The following is a 15,678-nucleotide window of genomic DNA, read 5'->3' as shown; positions in this document are numbered from 1 at the left end:
GGCGGGGCGGGCCCGCGTCCTGCCGCTCCTCGTATAGGGCGGCCCCCGGTATACCGCTCGCCCGGCGGCATATGTTACTGGTTGGTACATGAGACGCGTGCGAATCCAGCGCGATCTTCCCGTGCCGATGCCCGACGGCGTGACGCTGCTGGCCGACCACTACATTCCCCCTGGAGGCGGGCGGGCTCCCGTCGTCCTGATGCGCTCGCCGTACGGCCGCCGCGGCCTGTTCGGCCTCTACTACGGCCGCGGCTTCGCCCGGCAGGGCTTCCACGTCGTCATCCAGAGCTGCAGGGGCGGCTTCGGCTCCGGCGGCTCTCTCGATCCGCTCGGCGACGAGCACGACGACGGGCTGGCCACCGTGGCCTGGCTGCGCGAGCAGCCCTGGTACGGCGGCTCGTTCGCCATGTTCGGGCCGTCCTACCTGGGCTACACGCAGTGGGCCGTCGCGCCCTACGCCGGGCCCGAGCTCAAGGCCATGGCCGTGCAGATCACCGCCTCCCAGTTCAGGGACGCGGCGTACGTGGGCGGGGCCTTCGCGCTGGAGTCGGCGCTGAGCTGGACCACGCTCACCGACGCCATGTCCCGCCGCTTCGGCGGCACCGCGGCGCTGACCGCGCCCCGGCTCACCCGCAGGGCGGTCCTGTCGGGGCGCCCCGTGGCGGAGCTGGACCTGGTCTCGGCGGGGCGGACGCTGCCGTTCTTCCAGGACCTGCTCACCCACCACGCCGACCCGGCCGTCCCGTACTGGGACAAGCGGGACTTCTCCCCGAAGGTGGGCGAGGTGGAGGCCGCCGTCACCATGCTCGGCGGCTGGTACGACGTGTTCCTGCCGTGGCAGTTGAAGGACTACGCGGCGCTGCGCGCGGCGGGGCGGCGGCCGTACCTGACGATCGGCCCCTGGTACCACATCGACAGCCGGCACGGGCGGCCCACCATGGCCGAGGCGTCGGCCTGGTTCCGCGCGCACCTGCTCGGCGACCGGTCTCAGCTGCGCGCCGATCCGGTACGCCTGTACGTGACGGGCGCCGGGGAGTGGCGCGACTACCCCGACTGGCCCGTGCCCGGGATGCGGGAGCAGCGCTGGCGCCTGCGGCCCGGATTCGGGCTCGGACCCGAGGCGCCGGCCGAGTCGGAGCCCGACCGCTTCCGCTACCACCCCTCGCACCCGACGCCGGTGATCGGCGGGCCGGTGCTGCTGGGCGACTCCAGGCCGCGTGACCAGCGGCGGCTGGAGCGGCGCCGCGACGTGCTGGTCTACAGCTCGGACCGGCTGGCGGCGGACACCGAGATGATCGGGCCGGTGCGGGCCGAGCTGTTCGTGCGGTCCAGCACGCCGTACGTGGACGTGGTGGTGCGGGTGTGCGACGTGCGTCCGGACGGGCGGTCGTACAACGTGTGCGAGGGCGTGCGGCGGCTCTGGCCTGGGGACAGTGCGCCCCGAGACGGTGCGCCCCAAGACAGCGCGCCCCGCGATGGTGAGCGCGGCTATGGTGGGGACGTGCGCCGGGTTGACGTGGACATGTGGCCGATCGGGCACCGGTTCCGGCGCGGCCACCGGATCAGGGTGCACGTCGCGGCGGGAGCGTACCCGACGATCGCCCGCAATCCCGGCACCGGCGATCCGCTCGGCGCGGACGGGGCGATGGTGCCCGCCGACGTCGAGGTGTTCCACTCCCCCGACCGGCCCTCCGCCGTGGTGCTGCCGCTGTGCGCGCCTCAAGGCTGATGTCGCTGGTCCTGCTGCTGCAGGGCCGGGGCGGGATGACGGCGGCGGAGCTGGCCAGGGAGCTGGAGGTCTCCGAGCGCACGGTCCACCGCGACGTGCTGGCGCTGTCGGAGGCGGGCGTGCCGGTCTACGCCGACCGGGGGCGCGGCGGCGGCTACCGGCTGCTGGACGGCTACCGCACCCGGCTGACCGGGCTCGACCGGGCCGAGGCCGAGGCGCTGTTCCTGTCGGGGGTCCCCAGCGCGCTGCGCGAGATGGGGCTGCAGGAGGTGGCGGCCACGGCCAGGCTGAAGGCCGCCGCCGCGCTCTCCCCCGCGCTGCGTGACGCGCCCGCGACCGCGGCCCAGCGCTTCCACCTGGACGCGCCCGGCTGGTTCGCCGGCTCCGATCCGCCACCGGCCGCCCTGGCGCCGCTGGCCGGGGCGGTGTGGAGCGACCGGCGGGTCTCGGCGCTCTACCGGGAGCGGCCACGCGTGCTCGAACCGTACGGGCTCGTGCTCAAGGCGGGGGTCTGGTACCTGGCCGCCCGGCTCAAGGCGCGGACGCTGATCTTCCGGGTGCACCGGTTCGGCGAGATCACGGTGCTGGACGAGACGTTCGACCGTGATCCCGATTTCGACCTGGCGGCGTTCTGGGCCGAGCAGTCGGCCGAATTCGGCCGGTCGCTGCTGCGCGAGGTGGTCACGCTGCGGCTCAGCGAGCGGGGCGTGCGGATGTTGCGCCACGTCGCCGACCCCGCCGCGCTGGAGGACGCGCTGGCCTCGCTGGAGCCCGACGGGACCGTGCGGCTGGGGGTGGAGTCGCTGCCGGTGGCGTTCTCGCAGGTGCTGCGGTTCGGGCCGGAGGCGGAGGTGCTCGATCCGCCGCGGCTGCGGGCGATGCTGGCCGAGGCCGCCGCCCGCATGGCCGAGCTCTACCGATAAGCCTTCCAGGCGTCGCCGTCGTCCTGGCCCGCGCCCTTCTGGTCCGCGCTTTCCTGGCCCGCGCCGTTCTGGTCCACACCGTTCTGGTCCGTGGCGGGCTCCTTCGCCTGCGACTCCCGTACTTCGGTGATGTAGCTCCAGACGCGCGGCCGGCTGCCGTCCACGTCCGTCAGCCCGTACGCGACGGCCAGGTCCTCGCTGCTGACCGACCGGCCCGACCAGCGCAGCCGGTCCGGGTCCTGGGCGACCGCGGCCACGCCCCTGCCCACGTAGGCGGGGGTCTCGGAGACCATCCAGGCGCTGTCCACCTTCGCCTCGCGCCAGTTGTCCTCGGTGACGCCGAAGCCCTCCAGCATGGCCTCGGACCGCAGGAAGCCCGGCGTCACGGCCAGCGCCGTGCCCCCGTACGGGCGCAGCTCGTTCGACCACGCGAAGGCCATCCGGTTCACCGACATCTTGGCCAGGTCGTAGTAGACGTTCTCGCGGTAGCGGGTCTCGTTGAACGACCAGGTGCCGTCGGTGACCTCCACGACCAGGCCGCCCGGCTCCTTGATCAGCAGCGGCAGCAGGTGCCTGGCGCTGATGATGTGGGTGTCGACGGCCAGCCTGAGCAGCCGCAGCCCCTTGTCCAGGTCGTGCTTCCAGACCGGGGTGTCCCACTCCCAGAGGCCGTCGCCGCCCCACACGTCGTTGACCAGCACGTCGAGCCGTCCCTGCTCCCGCCCGACCCGCGCGGCCAGGTCCTGGGCCTGGGCCGGATCCAGGAAGTCGCACCGTACGGGGATGCCGGTGCCGCCGGCCGCCGTGACCAGCTCGGCCGTCTCCTCGATGGTCTCCGGCCGGTTCATCTCCGAGCGCTGCTCGCGCGTGCTCCTGCCCGCGCAGTACACCGTCGCGCCGGCCGCCCCCAGGGCCACCGCGATACCTCGTCCCGTTCCGCGGGTCGCGCCCGCCACCAAAGCGATCATGTACGCGATCGTGCCGCGAAAAGCCGACATCTCATGTCATGTTTTCCGGCGCGACCCTGTGATAAGCAAGGAGTTACCATGAACGGCGAATTCGAGCTCCGCGGGGTCAACCACGTCGCGCTGGTCTGCTCGGACATGAAGCGGACCGTCGACTTCTACTCCGGCGTGCTGGGCATGCCGCTGATCAAGACCATCGAGCTGCCCATGGGCTGGGGGCAGCACTTCTTCTTCGACTGCGGGGGCGGCAACGCGCTGGCCTTCTTCTGGTTCCCCGACGCGCCCGACGGCGTGCCGGGCGTGTCCGCGCCGAAGAACCTGCCCGACCGCGGCGAGCTGCTGTCGGCCGTCGGGTCGATGAACCACATCGCCTTCGACGTGCCGCCGGAGCGGATCGAGGAGTACCGCGACCGGCTCGTCGCCAAGGGCATCGACGTCGGCGTGCTGCTCAACCACGACGACAGCGAGTTCGGAGTGGCGCCTGAGATGCACGACGGCGTCTTCGTCCGGTCGATCTACTTCAAGGACCCGGACGGCGTGCTGGTCGAGTTCGCCGCCTGGACGCGCAAGGTCGGCGAGCCGGGCGACGTCAGGCACGAGCCCAGGACCGCCGCCGACCGGACGGTGTGACCGTTCGGTGTGACCATTCACCACCGGCCGGTGCGCCTACCGTTCGCCGCACACCGGCGACCACTCGTCGACAGGGACTGACGATCGCGGCGCGATCGTGCCTAAGGTTTTCAGCGGTGTGGCCGCGTGCCCGGATCTTGCCGATCAAGATTTGATCCCGGCATTTAGGCCAAACCGTAATACAGCAGACATTGGGTTTAATACCGCCGTAAAGTTACTCTCCCTCCATTGACGAGTTGTCAAGAGCCGGTCATCAACGGCTCCTGATCCATTCATCGGAGGGTCGATGACTACCGGGGAACCCGGGCAGCCACGCACAGACCGCAGCCCATGGAACTGGCTGCTGGTCCTGCCCGTCGTGCTGCCGCTGCTGACGTTCCTGTTCAACGCCGACGAGCCCCGCCTGTTCGGCTTCCCGCTCTTCTACTGGCTGCAGATCGCCTTCATCGTGGTGGGCGTCGTGTCCACGACCATCGTCTACCGGATGACCAAATGAGCGCGCACACGACCGAACTGGTCGTCTTCATCGTGCTGTTCCTCATCGTCAGCGGCATGGGCTTCGTGGCCGCGCGCTGGCGCCGGCCGAGCGACCTGGCCAGCCTGAACGAGTGGGGCCTGGGCGGTCGCAGCTTCGGCTCCTGGGTCACCTGGTTCCTCATCGGCGGCGACCTCTACACCGCCTACACGTTCGTGGCGGTGCCCGCGCTGGTGTTCAGCGCCGGCGCGCTCGGCTTCTACGCGCTGCCGTACACCGTGGTGGTCTATCCGCTGGTGTTCCTGGTGCTGGCGCGGATGTGGTCGGTCTCGCACGTGCACGGCTTCGTCACGCCGGCCGACTTCGTCCGGGCCCGGTTCGGGTCGCCGACGCTGGCCCTGGCCGTCGCGATCACCGGCCTGGTGGCCACGATGCCGTACATCGCGCTGCAGCTCGTCGGCATCGAGGCCGTGCTCAAGGCGATGGGCATCACCGGGCACCTGCCGATCATCATCGCGTTCGCGATCCTGGCCGCGTACACCTACCAGTCCGGCCTGCGCGCGCCCGCGCTCATCGCGTTCGTCAAGGACTCGCTGATCTACATCGTGATCCTGGCGGCGGTCATCTACATCCCGGCGCAGCTGGGAGGCTGGGACTCGATCTTCGACGCGGCCAAGGCCAAGTTCGACGCCTCGCCGGCGCCCGGTGACGGCATCATCCTGAACGCGAACAACCAGCTCCAGTACATCACCCTGGCCTTCGGCTCGGCGCTGGCGCTGTTCCTCTACCCGCACAGCCTCACCGGCGTGCTCGCCTCCAAGAACCGCAACGTCATCAAGCGGAACATGTCGGCGCTGCCCGCCTACAGCCTCGTACTGGGCCTGATCGCGCTGCTCGGCTTCATGGCCATCGCGGCCGGCGTCAAGCCCGTCACCGCCGGCGGCAAGGCCGACACGAACACGATCGTGCCGGTGCTGTTCGACCAGATGTTCCCCGACTGGTTCACCGGCGTGGCCTACGCCGCCATCGGCATCGGCGCGCTCGTCCCCGCGGCGATCATGTCGATCGCGGCGGCGAACCTGTTCACCCGCAACATCTACCGCGAGTACATCAACAAGGACGCCACCGACGCGCAGGAGGCCAACGTCTCCAAGATCGCGTCGCTGCTGGTCAAGGTGGGCGCGGTGCTGTGCATCCTGCTGCTCGACCCGCAGTTCTCGATCGACCTGCAACTCATCGGCGGCGTGGTCATCCTGCAGACGCTGCCGTCGGTGGCGCTCGGCCTCTACACCCGCTGGTTCCACAAGAGCGGCCTGATCGCGGGCTGGGCGGCCGGCCTGGCGGCGGGCATGTGGATGCTCTACCTCATCCCCAACCCGGCCAACGGCAAGCAGCACTTCGGCGGCTCGGCGTTCGGGCTGGCGAACCTGGGCTTCGACACCAAGATGACGATCTACGCCGGGTTCCTGGCGCTGGGCGTCAACCTCCTGGTGGCGGCGCTGGGGACGCTGATCTTCCGGGCGGCCAAGGTCGCGGACGGCAAGGACGCGACCGCGCAGGACGACTACTTCGCCGACGAGGGCGACCCCAAGGTCAAGGACCTGGACCTGACCGGCTCCCACTGACCCTCCGCACCGCGCACGGCCCGCTCTTCCCGCACGGGGAGCGGGCCGTGCGCCTGTTCACGTGGCGAGGTAGCCGGGGTTGGCCACCTCCAGTTTCGCCCGCACCGCCTGCTCCAGGACGGACAGGAGGGCGGAGTCGTCGGGGAGGCGGCCCTCCCGGACGGCCGCCGCCAGCTCGGCGTCGTCCGCCACGCCCAGCGCGGCCAGGCTCGCGGCATGCCGCTCGGCCTGGGCGGGGCCGAGCTCGATCTCCCGCTCGACCATGCCGAGCACGTTGATCGCCACGCGGGTGTGGTAGCGGGTCCTGCCGTCCACGGCCGGCAGCACGTCGGTCTCCAGGAAGTCGCGTACGGCGGCCACCAGCTCGGCCACGCCGGGCACGTCGTGCGGATCGGTACGGGTCACACCGTCCTCCTTAGCAGAGTAGGAGCCTGCTCCCAAGACCGATTCGTCCCGCGGGCGGAGGATTCGGCGGAGAACGCGGGCGAAGATGGAACCATGCGCCCCAAAGCCCTCGTGACCACCCTCATGACGGCCCTCGTGTCCACCGGCCTGGCGGTGTCGCCGCCGCTCCCGGCCACCGCCGTCACCACCCCTCGCACCTCCGCGTCCGTACCCCCGCACGAATGCGCCGGAGCCTCTGTGCGCTGTGACGGGACGCTCGCCGTGCCGCTGGACTGGGGTGATCCGGCGTCCGAGCGCATCGAGGTGGCGTTCGCCTGGGTCCCGGCCGCGAAAGAGGCCACCGGGACGATTCTCGCCAATCCCGGTGGCCCGCTTCCCGCGCTGCCCGACGTGCCGCGGCTGACGGGGACGCTCGGACCCGTACTCGACCGCATGAACCTGCTGGTCGTCGATCCTCGTGGGCTGGGCGAGTCGTCCCCGTTGTTGTGCCCGGGCCTGAAGCTGACCGAGCCGGAGAGCGTCGCGGCCTGCGCGGCGCATCTGGGGCCGCGCAGCCGCTTCTTCACCGCCGACCAGGCCGTTCAGGACATGGACGCGGTACGCCGCGCGCTCGGCGCCGGCCCGGTGACCTTCTACGGCAACTCCTACGGCACCGCCTACGCCCAGGCGTACGCCGCCCGGCGTCCCAAAGGCCTGGCGGCGGCGTTCCTGGACAGCGCGACGATCACCGGTCCCGACGGCCACGTCCTGTGGCCGATGCGGTTCCTGCCCGAGCGGCTGAGCTTCGTCTGCGGCCGCTCGCGCGCCTGCCGTGAGCTGCCCGGCGACCCCGAGCGCACGTACGCCCGGCTGGTGGCGCACCTGCGCGCGCGTCCCGATCCCGAGGTGCCGCCGCCCGCGCTGATGAGCATGGGGCGGATGACGGAGCCGGTCTTCGGCCGGGAGGTGAACGCCGCCGCGACGGCCTACCTCTCCGGTGACCCCGCGCCGCTGCGGCGGCTGGCCGGTGTGCTGAGCGGCGTCCCGAGCCAGCCGATCGAGGGCGCCGAGTGGGCCGGGTACCTGGCCTATCGGTGCGGCGACGGATCCTTCCCCTTCGACCGGGACGCCGGTCCGGCCGAGCGGCAGGCCCAGCTGGAGCGGTACTTCGCGCGGGAGCGGCCGCTGGCGCCGTTCACGCTCGCCGACCTCGGGCCCGACGCGCGCTCCGGGCTGGAGTTCTGCGTGAACTGGCCGACCCCGCGCCCCGCCCCCGTGCTGCCGCCGCACTCGGACCTGCCCGCCGTGCCGGTGCTGGTCGCCGGCGGGGACTTCGACACGCACACGCCCGCCGAAGTGGCTCGCGCGATGCGCGTCTTCCCGGGGGCGACGTTCGTCCGGGTGCCGTTCGGCACGCACAGCCTCGCCTGGGGGCCGGGGGCGGCCGGGGAGTGCGTGCTGGCGATGCTGCGCTCGTTCGTGCTCGATCACCGGGTGCCGCGGACGCGGTGCGACGCGGAGAACTACCGGGCCTCGGGGGCGTTCCCCCGCTCGCTCGGCGAGCTCGCGCCGCTCCCCGCGCCCGGGCTGGACGTGGAGCGGCAGCGGGTGCTGGCCGCCGGGTACGCCACCGCGGCCGACGCCGTCGCCCGCCGCAACCCGTACAACCTGGCGCACGGACGCCTCACCGAGCAGGCCGGGCTGCGCGGCGGAAAGGTGACTTTCGGATCCGGCTCTATCGATCTGGACGAGGCCGCCTTCGTGCCCGGGGTGACAGTGACCGGCCGCATCACGCTCCGGCCTGAGGGCAAGGCGGCGGCCTCGCTCACCGTCTCGCCCAGTGCCTCGGACGGCGGGGCGGAGGGGCGGGTGCATCGGGTCGAGCTGGTGTGGGAGGCGTTCACCGCTCGGGAGCGGCCCGCGTTGTCCGGGTCCTTCGACGGAACGCCGGTCAAGGTCCCCGAGCGGACCTGACCACGCCCGGCGGCCTTGCACCAGTCCCTCGGCGAAGAGCGCCCGGCGGGCCGCGCCGTCCCGACATGTCCCCCGGCAAGCGGGGGACATGTCGCCTTTATCATCGTCCGATCATGTAGCGGCTAATCTGCGCACATGCACACACAGTCCTCCCTCGACCCGGCTCCCGTGCTGGGCCCCAGGCTCATCCGGGCCGAGATCTTCGTCGTGATGTCGGTCTCGCTCGGCGCCAGCGCCGTGGTGGCGCTCGTGCGGCTGATCGGGGCGCTCACTGCGCCGAGGGAGCTGAAGGGGCAGCACGCGGTGCTGGTCGGGTCGATGGCGCCCGGCCGGCCCTGGCTGGACCTGACGTTGCAGCTGGTCCAGATCGCGATCGCGGTGGCGCCGGTGGGGCTGGTGGCGTACCTGCTGGTGCGATCGGGCGAGTCGCTGCGCACGATCGGCGCCGATCTCCGCCGCCCCGGCGGCGACCTGGTGCGCGGTGCGGTGCTCGCGGCCGTGATCGGCGGCTCCGGGCTGGCGTTCTACCTGGTGGTGTGGGCGGCGGGGGTGAACCTGACCGTGGTGCCAGGACAACTGCCCCAGGAGTGGTGGCAGGTGCCGGTGCTGCTGCTGGCCGCGGCGCAGAACGGGCTGCTGGAGGAGGTGCTGGTCGCCGGATATCTGCTGCATCGCCTGGGCCAGGCCGGGTGGACGCCGTGGAAGGCGCTGGCCGTGTCGGCGGTGTTGCGCGGGTCGTACCACCTGTATCAGGGTTTCGGGGGGTTCGTCGGGAACGTGGTGATGGGGCTGGTGTTCGGGAAGATGTACCAGCGGTGGGGCCGGGCCATGCCGCTGGTGGTGGCGCACACGCTGATCGACGCCGTGGCCTTCGTCGGGTACGCCTTCCTGCACGGCAAGGTCAGCTGGCTGCCCTGAGGCGATTGACCTTCGCCGGGGATCCGGGGTTGGGTGAATCATGAGCTTCGCGGTCCCCGACAGCGTCCGGCCGGTGCGCGACGCCGTGCACGCCTTCATGACCGAGCGGGTGGAGCCCGCCGAGCCCGTGCTGCACGCGGGCGGTCCCGAGGCCGCGGCGGTCCTGGACGAGCTGCGCGCCCAGGCCAAGAAGGAGGGCCTGTGGGCGCTCGGCCATCCGCGTGAGCTGGGCGGGGGCGGGCTGCCCTTCCTCGACTACGTCTACGTCAACGAGGTGCAGGGGCGCAGCGAGTACGGGCAGCTCGCGCTCGGCACGTACACGCTGCAGGACTCGCTGATGCTGCACGAGCACGCCTCGCCCGAGCAGCGCGAACGCTATCTGGAGCCGCTGGTGCGCGGCGACATCTCGCCCAGCTTCGCCATGACCGAGCCGGCCGTCTCCAGCAGCGACCCCACGCAGATCACCACGTCCGCCGTGCTCGACGGCGACGAATGGGTGATCAACGGGCACAAGTGGTTCACCACGGGGGCGTCGCGGGCGGCGTACACGACCGTGATGTGCCGCACCGAGCCGGACGCGCCGCCGCACCTGGCCTTCTCCATGATCCTGGTGCCGACGGACACGCCGGGCTACACCATCGTGCGCGAGACGCCGGTGCTGGGGCTCGACGGGGCCCACTGCGAGGTGCGGTACGAGGACGTGCGCGTCCCCGCCGCCAACCTGCTCGGGCCGCGCGGGCAGGGCTTCGTCATCGCGCAGAAGCGGCTCGGCCCGGGGCGGATCTTCCACTGCATGCGCTGGCTCGGCCAGGCGCAGCGGGCCTTCGACCTGATGTGCCGCAGGCTGCACGAGCGCGGCGCGTTCGGCGAGCCGCTGGCCGCCAAGCAGCTCATGCGGCAGCACGTCTTCGACTCCTACACCGAGATCCAGTCCGCCCGGCTGCTCACGCTGCACGCCGCCGGCGTGATCGACTCGGCTCCCGGCGCGCAGGCGCGGGTGGAGATCGGGGCGATCAAGGTGGTGGGCGCGCGGATGTTGCACAACGTGATCGACCGGGCCATCCAGGTGTACGGCGCCGCCGGGCTGACACCGGACACGCCGCTGGACCGGATGTACCGGCACGCGCGGGCCGGGCGGATCTACGACGGGCCCGACGAGGTGCACATCGACTCGGTGGGGCGGCGGATCCTGGGCGCGTACGCGGCGGGCGGTTCATGGGAGTTCGGCCTGCGATGAGCGATCCGCAGGCGATCGTCCGCGCGGCGTTCGGGGCGGGGGCGGCGGTCGTGTCCAGCGCCCGGCTGCCCGGCGGCGCCTCCCGTGAGACCTGGGCCTTCGACGTGGCCGATCCGGACGGGGTCCGGCACGAGCTGATCCTTCGGCTCGACTCGCCCGGCGCTCCCGCGCAGGCCGGTGCCGGGCTGGCGGCCGAGGCGCGGCTGATGCGGGCCGCGGCCGGGGCGGGGGTGCCGGTGCCGCGGATCGTCGCGTGCGGGGAGTCGTACATCCTGATGAGCCGCGTGCCGGGCGAGACGATCCCGCGCAAGATCCTGCGTGACGACGCGTACGCCACCGCCCGGCCGTTGCTGGCCCGCCAGTGCGGGCAGGCGCTGGCGGCCGTGCACCGGATGCCGCTCTCGTCGGCGCCCCCGTCGGACGAGCAGGACCCGCTGGCGCGCTGGCGCGACGTCCTCGACCAACTCGGCGAGCCGCACCCGGTGTTCGAGCTGGCGCTGCGGCGGCTGGCCGCCACCCGGCCGCGCTCGCGGCGGCACACGGTCGTGCACGGCGACTTCCGCAACGGCAACCTCGTCGTCGGGCCCGAGGGGATCAGGGCGGTGCTCGACTGGGAGCTCGCCCACGTCGGCGATCCCCTGGAGGATCTGGGGTGGCTGTGCGTGAAGGCGTGGCGGTTCGGCTCGCCGCTGCCCGTGGGCGGGTTCGGCTCCTATGACGAGCTCGTCGGGGCGTACGAGGAGGCGGGCGGCGAGCGGGTGGACCGCGAGGCGTTGCGCTGGTGGGAGACGTTCGGCGTGCTCAAGTGGGGTGTCATCTGCGTCATGCAGACCATGCGGCACCTGCGCGGCGGGGCGCGGTCGGTGGAGCTGGCGGCGATCGGGCGGCGCGTGTGCGAGACCGAGTGGGACCTGCTGCGGCTGCTCGGCAACGCCACGCGTGTCGAGCGCACCGCCCGGCCGGCGTTATGACGGAGACGAGCCGGGACCCGCTGCGGCTGCTCGGCGGCCTCGCGCCTATCGAGTGCGCCTGACCGTCCGGCGGGGTGTGGTGGCGGGGACGAGCGTGGCGGCGATCACGTCCACCAGCCCCTCCACCACCTGCGCGCGTCCGACCTCCGGATGCTCCAGCCACCAGTCTCCCGTGGCCTGCACCATGCCGACGAACGCGTGCCCGAGCACCTGCGCCCGCACCGGGTCGGGCACCGCCCCCTCGTCGGCCAGCACCGCGCCGAGCTCCTCCCCCAGGCCGCGCACCAGCGAGGTCATGTGGGAGCGGACCCTGGTGTCCTCGGCGCTGGCCCGGTGGAACAGGAACCGGTAGAGGTTGAGGTTGGCCGAGACGAGGTCGAGGTAGACGCCGATGGCCGCCCTGGCCCGGCCCCGCAGGTCGGCCCCGGCCTGGCCGAACTCCGGCCGCAGCCGGCCGATGACCGTGCCCACGTGGCGGTCGGCCAGTGCCTGGTAGAGGCCGCGTTTGTCGCCGAAGTGGCGGTAGAGGATGGGCTTGGTGATGCCCGCCTCGGCGGCGATGGCCGCCATCGAGACCTCGGGGCCCTCCTTCATGATGACCCGGTCGGCCGCGTCGAGCAGCGCCCTGCGCCGATCCGGATCCCGCCCGCTCACCTGTCCAGGATAGATCGCAGCCGGGCCGGGAGCAGCGCCGAGAGCACCAGGAGGGCGCCGAGGAGCGCGTACAGGCCGGTCAGGCCGGCCAGGGTTCCCGGCGGCTCGCCCAGCTCGGCCCACGGCGCGGCGCCCGGCGATGACCAGGGCAGCCCGCCGGAGCGGGCGTACGGCAGCGTGCCCGCCACGCCCACGGCGGCGTCCAGGTCGAGGGCGAACAGCGTGCCCGCCGCGGCGAGCGGCACCCCGCAGGCGAGCGCCGCGGCCGGCCAGGCGGTGAGCAGGACGACGATGACGGCCACCCCCGCCAGGTAGCCCAGCGCGGCGGGCGCGGGGCCGAACGCGGCGTTGCCCGCGCGCAGGGCTCTGGCGGCGGCTTCGGTGAGGTAGTAGACGGGGACGAGCGCGGCCAGGCCGGCGACGGCTCCCAGGAGGCGGCGGGCGTTCCGGTCGCGTTTCACCCGGATACTCCCCCCTTGCTCGTCTGGTGCTCCCTTGATCGCGCGTCGCGTACGGCGGGAGTTCGGTCGCCTACCTTATCCATGGGCGGGCACGACACGCGGGGAATCCGCACAGTCGGTGACGCTCTGTCATCGGCGCAGGGTGAAGCGTGGGAGTGGTTCGGCGGTGCCGAGGGCGAGACCGGCGGCCAGGTGGCCGATCAGCGGGGTGAACTTGGCGCCGTGTCCCGAACAGGGCGAGACGACCACGACGGGGCCGACCCGGTCGAGGACGAAATCCTCGTCCGGGGTGGTCGTGTAGAGGCAGACGGCCTCGGCGACGGGCTCGGGGTCGAGGCCGGGCAGGCGGCGCGAGACCCAGTCCGTCACGGCGTCCCTGGAGGCGGGGTTGACGATCCCGTCGCGGGTGCTCGCGGTGGTGGGCGTGCCCCGGTCGTGCTCGGCGATCTTGACGGCGGGCGCGGCACCTCCGTCGGCGCCCGACGGGAGGCCGTACAGCATCAGCTCGTCCATGGCCACGAGGGTCGGCCAGGACTGGCCGGGGTCACGCCGGCGGAAGTGGAAGACCTGCTGCTGGGTGACGCGCAGCGGCGGCAGGCGGAGCGGCGTCCCGATGGCTCCCGCGAGCTCGGGCAGCCACGGCCCCGCCGCGACCACGACGGTGTCGGCCGCCAGCTCCGAGCCGTCGTCCATGAGCACCTGCGCCGAGTCGGGGCCGGTGCGCACCTCCCGCACGCGCGTGCCCGTGAGGACCCGCGCCCCCAGCTCGGCGGCGCGCCGTACGCACGCCGCCACGGTGGCGTCGGCGTCCACCACGCCCGCCTCAGGATGGAACAGCACCGGTCCCCCGAAGCGCGCGAACGGCCAGCGCTCCCGCGCCGCCCGCTCGGGCAGCAGCTCGCAGGCCACTCCGGCGGCGGACAGCATCGCGGCCAAGCCCTCCAGGTCGCGGCCCGCGCCGAAGTCGAGGCCGCCGGTCGTGCGGAGCAGGCCGGCGCCGGCGTCGGACTCCAGCTCGCGCCAGCACTCCGCCGCCCGGCCGGTCAGGTCGACGTAGAAGGGGTCGTCGTAGACGCGGCGGAAGATCCGGGACGTGCCGTGGGAGCTGCCGTTGCGGTGGCCGATCTCGTACGCCTCGATCAGCGTGACCTCGGCGCCGCGGCGGGCGAGCTGCCACGCGGTGGCCGCGCCCATGAGGCCCGCGCCGATGACGGCGATCACGGGCTGACTCCGGTGGTGTGCCAACCGGCGCTCTCCTTCCGTGCGGTACGGCCGGCCGCCGGAGCGGGAGCGGCGGCGGCCCGGTGGTGTCCTCGCCGGGTCATCCTAGATCGGTGGCCGGGCGGTGCAGGCGTACGGGGCCGAACAGGCCCGTGGTGCGCTGGCCGGGGAAGACGAAGTGGGTGGGGCTGACCTCGTCCAGGTAGGCCGCCAGGGTGCCGAGGACCAGGATCTCGACGACGTTGCCGCCGTCGTCCAGATCGACGTCGAAGCGGTACGGGGAGCACACGCGCACGCCGCAGGGCCGGCCGTTCACCGTCACCTCGGCCGTGCCCCTGACCCGGCCCAGGTCGAGCACGCCCGGTCCGGGGCGGGCGGTGATCGTGGTGCGGTAGCGGACGCCGCCGCTGTATCCGGCCAGGCCGAGCTCCTCCCAGTCGCCCAGCCGCATCCGCCCTGGGCCGCAGGTGAACCGGACGGGCCCGGCGAAGACGGCCCCGCCGCTCGCGCCGGGGGTGGTGCGCACGACCAGCTCCACCTCGCCCGGTCCCGGGCCGCCGAGCGAGGCGCACAGCTCGACCGGGCCGAGCGCGTTCACCTCGACGCCGGTGGCGCCGGGGGGCGCGTCCAGCAGGAAACGCTCGGTGCGCGGCCGGGCACCCGGCACCGAGAAGACAGCGGGCAGGGCGGCCGGGGCGGTGGCCGAGATGGTGGCCGGGGTGGTGGCCGGGGTGGTGTCGTCCAGCCAGGTCGCCTCCGGGAGGGGGTGGGGGCGTGGGAGCAGCCAAAGGGCGGCGGGGTCTCCGTACTGGCGGCGGCGTACCCGCGGCTCCGGCGTCCAGTGCGGCCCGGAGACGGCCAGGCCGTCCACCAGCACCCAGCCGTCCGACTCGACGCGCACCGTGTTGGCGCCCGGGCGCAGCAGACCGCCCACGTCGTAGCGGCGCACGCGCGGGATGTCCGCCTCGGCGTAGGGGTCGAAACCGCCCTGTCTGCCCGCCTCCGTCCCGTTGACGAGCACCCGGCAGAACGACGTGGCGGCCACCTGCAGCACGCCTCCCCCGTCCGGCTCGGGTGCGGTCACGACGGTCTCCAGCGGCGTCCCCGCGATCCACTCGGGACGGGCGGCGTCGGCGGGGTCGGCCAGCAGGCAGACGTAAGCGCGAAGGTCGAGGTCTTCGTCGGGGACGAGCGCCAGCTCCAGGAGGTGCTCGCCGGGCGGGACGGGGGCGCGGGTGACGGCCGCGTAGCCGCGATCGTCGAGCGGCCACTCCTCGCCGTCGATCCGCAGCGTCTTGGCGGCCCCGGCCCCGATCGCCGCCCCCGCGCCGCCGCCGCTCCGGTCGTCCAGGGTGGTGGCAGGGAAATCGGGACCGCCGGAGCCGGCGGCGCCGAGGGCGCGAGCGGGAGCCGGAGCGGGGACGTCGGAGCCGGCGGCTGGGGCGGCGGAGGCCGAAGCGGCGGCGCAGGTGCCGGCGGGGGTGCCGGCGGGGGGGCGCTCGTGCGGGGCG

At 73.1% G+C, this 15,678-nt stretch carries 14 protein-coding genes and 1 pseudogene; 9 read left to right on the top strand and 6 right to left on the bottom strand.

Annotated features, from left to right (window positions below; genetic code table 11):
* The first annotated feature begins 88 nt into the window (after nt 1-88).
* A complete protein-coding gene (locus tag ABFX54_RS46430; RefSeq protein ID WP_346113456.1) occupies nt 89-1,729 on the top strand; it encodes a CocE/NonD family hydrolase in 1,641 nt (546 codons plus the stop codon).
* The gene (locus tag ABFX54_RS46425; protein ID WP_346113455.1) at nt 1,711-2,652 is read left to right on the top strand and encodes a helix-turn-helix transcriptional regulator; all 942 of its coding nucleotides are present in this window, start codon (nt 1,711-1,713) and stop codon (nt 2,650-2,652) included. Before ABFX54_RS46430 ends, ABFX54_RS46425 begins: the two co-directional genes overlap by 19 nt.
* Here the strand turns inward: ABFX54_RS46425 and ABFX54_RS46420 are convergent.
* Nucleotides 2,643-3,620: an SDR family oxidoreductase gene (locus ABFX54_RS46420; protein WP_346113454.1), complete on the bottom strand. Its 978-nt coding sequence runs from the start codon at nt 3,618-3,620 to the stop codon at nt 2,643-2,645. The two genes, ABFX54_RS46425 and ABFX54_RS46420, sit on opposite strands and share 10 nt — an antisense overlap.
* Nucleotides 3,621-3,698: 78 nt before the next feature.
* Between ABFX54_RS46420 and ABFX54_RS46415 the strand changes: the two genes are divergently transcribed.
* The 3 genes from ABFX54_RS46415 to mctP all read left to right on the top strand — a co-directional run bounded on the left by ABFX54_RS46415 (nt 3,699) and on the right by mctP (nt 6,347).
* Nucleotides 3,699-4,247 (top strand): VOC family protein, encoded by a 549-nt coding sequence (locus tag ABFX54_RS46415; protein ID WP_346113453.1) that lies wholly within the window; start codon nt 3,699-3,701, stop codon nt 4,245-4,247.
* A gap of 286 nt (nt 4,248-4,533) precedes the next feature.
* Entirely contained in the window at nt 4,534-4,743 is a 210-nt protein-coding gene (locus ABFX54_RS46410) for a DUF3311 domain-containing protein (protein WP_346113452.1), read from the top strand.
* Nucleotides 4,740-6,347 (top strand): monocarboxylate uptake permease MctP, encoded by a 1,608-nt coding sequence (gene mctP, locus ABFX54_RS46405; RefSeq protein WP_346113451.1) that lies wholly within the window; start codon nt 4,740-4,742, stop codon nt 6,345-6,347. The genes ABFX54_RS46410 and mctP overlap by 4 nt, the downstream gene beginning before the upstream one ends.
* 57 nt (nt 6,348-6,404) lie before the next feature.
* Here the strand turns inward: mctP and ABFX54_RS46400 are convergent, their stop codons facing one another.
* Entirely contained in the window at nt 6,405-6,752 is a 348-nt protein-coding gene (locus tag ABFX54_RS46400) for a DUF6285 domain-containing protein (protein ID WP_346113450.1), read from the bottom strand.
* Nucleotides 6,753-6,845: 93 nt separating this feature from the next.
* On the opposite strand from ABFX54_RS46400, the gene ABFX54_RS46395 reads away from it, so the two are divergent.
* The 4 genes from ABFX54_RS46395 (at nt 6,846) to ABFX54_RS46380 (ending at nt 11,831) form a co-directional block, all read left to right on the top strand.
* On the top strand, nt 6,846-8,705 hold the full coding sequence (locus ABFX54_RS46395; RefSeq protein WP_346113449.1) for an alpha/beta fold hydrolase: 1,860 nt from the start codon (nt 6,846-6,848) through the stop codon (nt 8,703-8,705).
* Nucleotides 8,706-8,840: 135 nt separating this feature from the next.
* A complete protein-coding gene (locus ABFX54_RS46390; protein ID WP_346113448.1) occupies nt 8,841-9,623 on the top strand; it encodes a CPBP family intramembrane glutamic endopeptidase in 783 nt (260 codons plus the stop codon).
* A 40-nt stretch (nt 9,624-9,663) separates the two neighbouring features.
* Nucleotides 9,664-10,860: an acyl-CoA dehydrogenase family protein gene (locus ABFX54_RS46385; RefSeq protein WP_346113447.1), complete on the top strand. Its 1,197-nt coding sequence runs from the start codon at nt 9,664-9,666 to the stop codon at nt 10,858-10,860.
* Complete coding sequence (locus ABFX54_RS46380; RefSeq protein WP_346113446.1) at nt 10,857-11,831, top strand: phosphotransferase family protein; 975 nt, start codon at nt 10,857-10,859, stop codon at nt 11,829-11,831. The genes ABFX54_RS46385 and ABFX54_RS46380 overlap by 4 nt, the downstream gene beginning before the upstream one ends.
* A gap of 45 nt (nt 11,832-11,876) precedes the next feature.
* On the opposite strand, the gene ABFX54_RS46375 is transcribed toward ABFX54_RS46380, so the two are convergent.
* From ABFX54_RS46375 to ABFX54_RS46360, 4 genes and pseudogenes are all read right to left on the bottom strand, one after another.
* Nucleotides 11,877-12,485, bottom strand: a complete 609-nt coding sequence (locus tag ABFX54_RS46375; RefSeq protein ID WP_346113445.1) for a TetR/AcrR family transcriptional regulator — start codon at nt 12,483-12,485, stop codon at nt 11,877-11,879.
* A complete protein-coding gene (locus ABFX54_RS46370) occupies nt 12,482-12,946 on the bottom strand; it encodes a hypothetical protein (RefSeq protein ID WP_346113443.1) in 465 nt (154 codons plus the stop codon). The genes ABFX54_RS46375 and ABFX54_RS46370 overlap by 4 nt, the downstream gene beginning before the upstream one ends.
* 129 nt (nt 12,947-13,075) lie before the next feature.
* Nucleotides 13,076-14,167, bottom strand: coding sequence for an FAD-dependent oxidoreductase (locus ABFX54_RS46365; protein WP_346113441.1), 1,092 nt, complete (start codon nt 14,165-14,167; stop codon nt 13,076-13,078).
* A gap of 100 nt (nt 14,168-14,267) precedes the next feature.
* Nucleotides 14,268-15,678 (bottom strand): annotated as a pseudogene (locus ABFX54_RS46360) (hypothetical protein); the annotation flags it as partial.

The sequence above is a fragment of the Nonomuraea maheshkhaliensis genome, from assembly GCF_039529435.1.
Classification (GTDB): domain Bacteria; phylum Actinomycetota; class Actinomycetes; order Streptosporangiales; family Streptosporangiaceae; genus Nonomuraea; species Nonomuraea maheshkhaliensis.
The sequence above is the reverse complement of the archived record's forward strand: the minus strand, read 5'-3'. Positions and strand labels throughout refer to the sequence as shown.

Excerpts from the sequence above, each read along its gene's own strand:
- ABFX54_RS46430 (WP_346113456.1), top strand. The coding sequence starts at position 89 with ATGAGACGCGTGCGAATCCAGCGCGATCTTCCCGTGCCGATGCCCGAC.
- ABFX54_RS46380 (WP_346113446.1), top strand. The coding sequence starts at position 10,857 with ATGAGCGATCCGCAGGCGATCGTCCGCGCGGCGTTCGGGGCGGGGGCG.
- ABFX54_RS46385 (WP_346113447.1), top strand. The coding sequence starts at position 9,664 with ATGAGCTTCGCGGTCCCCGACAGCGTCCGGCCGGTGCGCGACGCCGTG.
- ABFX54_RS46420 (WP_346113454.1), bottom strand. The coding sequence starts at position 3,620 with ATGATCGCTTTGGTGGCGGGCGCGACCCGCGGAACGGGACGAGGTATC.
- ABFX54_RS46395 (WP_346113449.1), top strand. The coding sequence starts at position 6,846 with ATGCGCCCCAAAGCCCTCGTGACCACCCTCATGACGGCCCTCGTGTCC.
- ABFX54_RS46410 (WP_346113452.1), top strand. The coding sequence starts at position 4,534 with ATGACTACCGGGGAACCCGGGCAGCCACGCACAGACCGCAGCCCATGG.
- mctP (WP_346113451.1), top strand. The coding sequence starts at position 4,740 with ATGAGCGCGCACACGACCGAACTGGTCGTCTTCATCGTGCTGTTCCTC.
- ABFX54_RS46415 (WP_346113453.1), top strand. The coding sequence starts at position 3,699 with ATGAACGGCGAATTCGAGCTCCGCGGGGTCAACCACGTCGCGCTGGTC.
- ABFX54_RS46390 (WP_346113448.1), top strand. The coding sequence starts at position 8,841 with ATGCACACACAGTCCTCCCTCGACCCGGCTCCCGTGCTGGGCCCCAGG.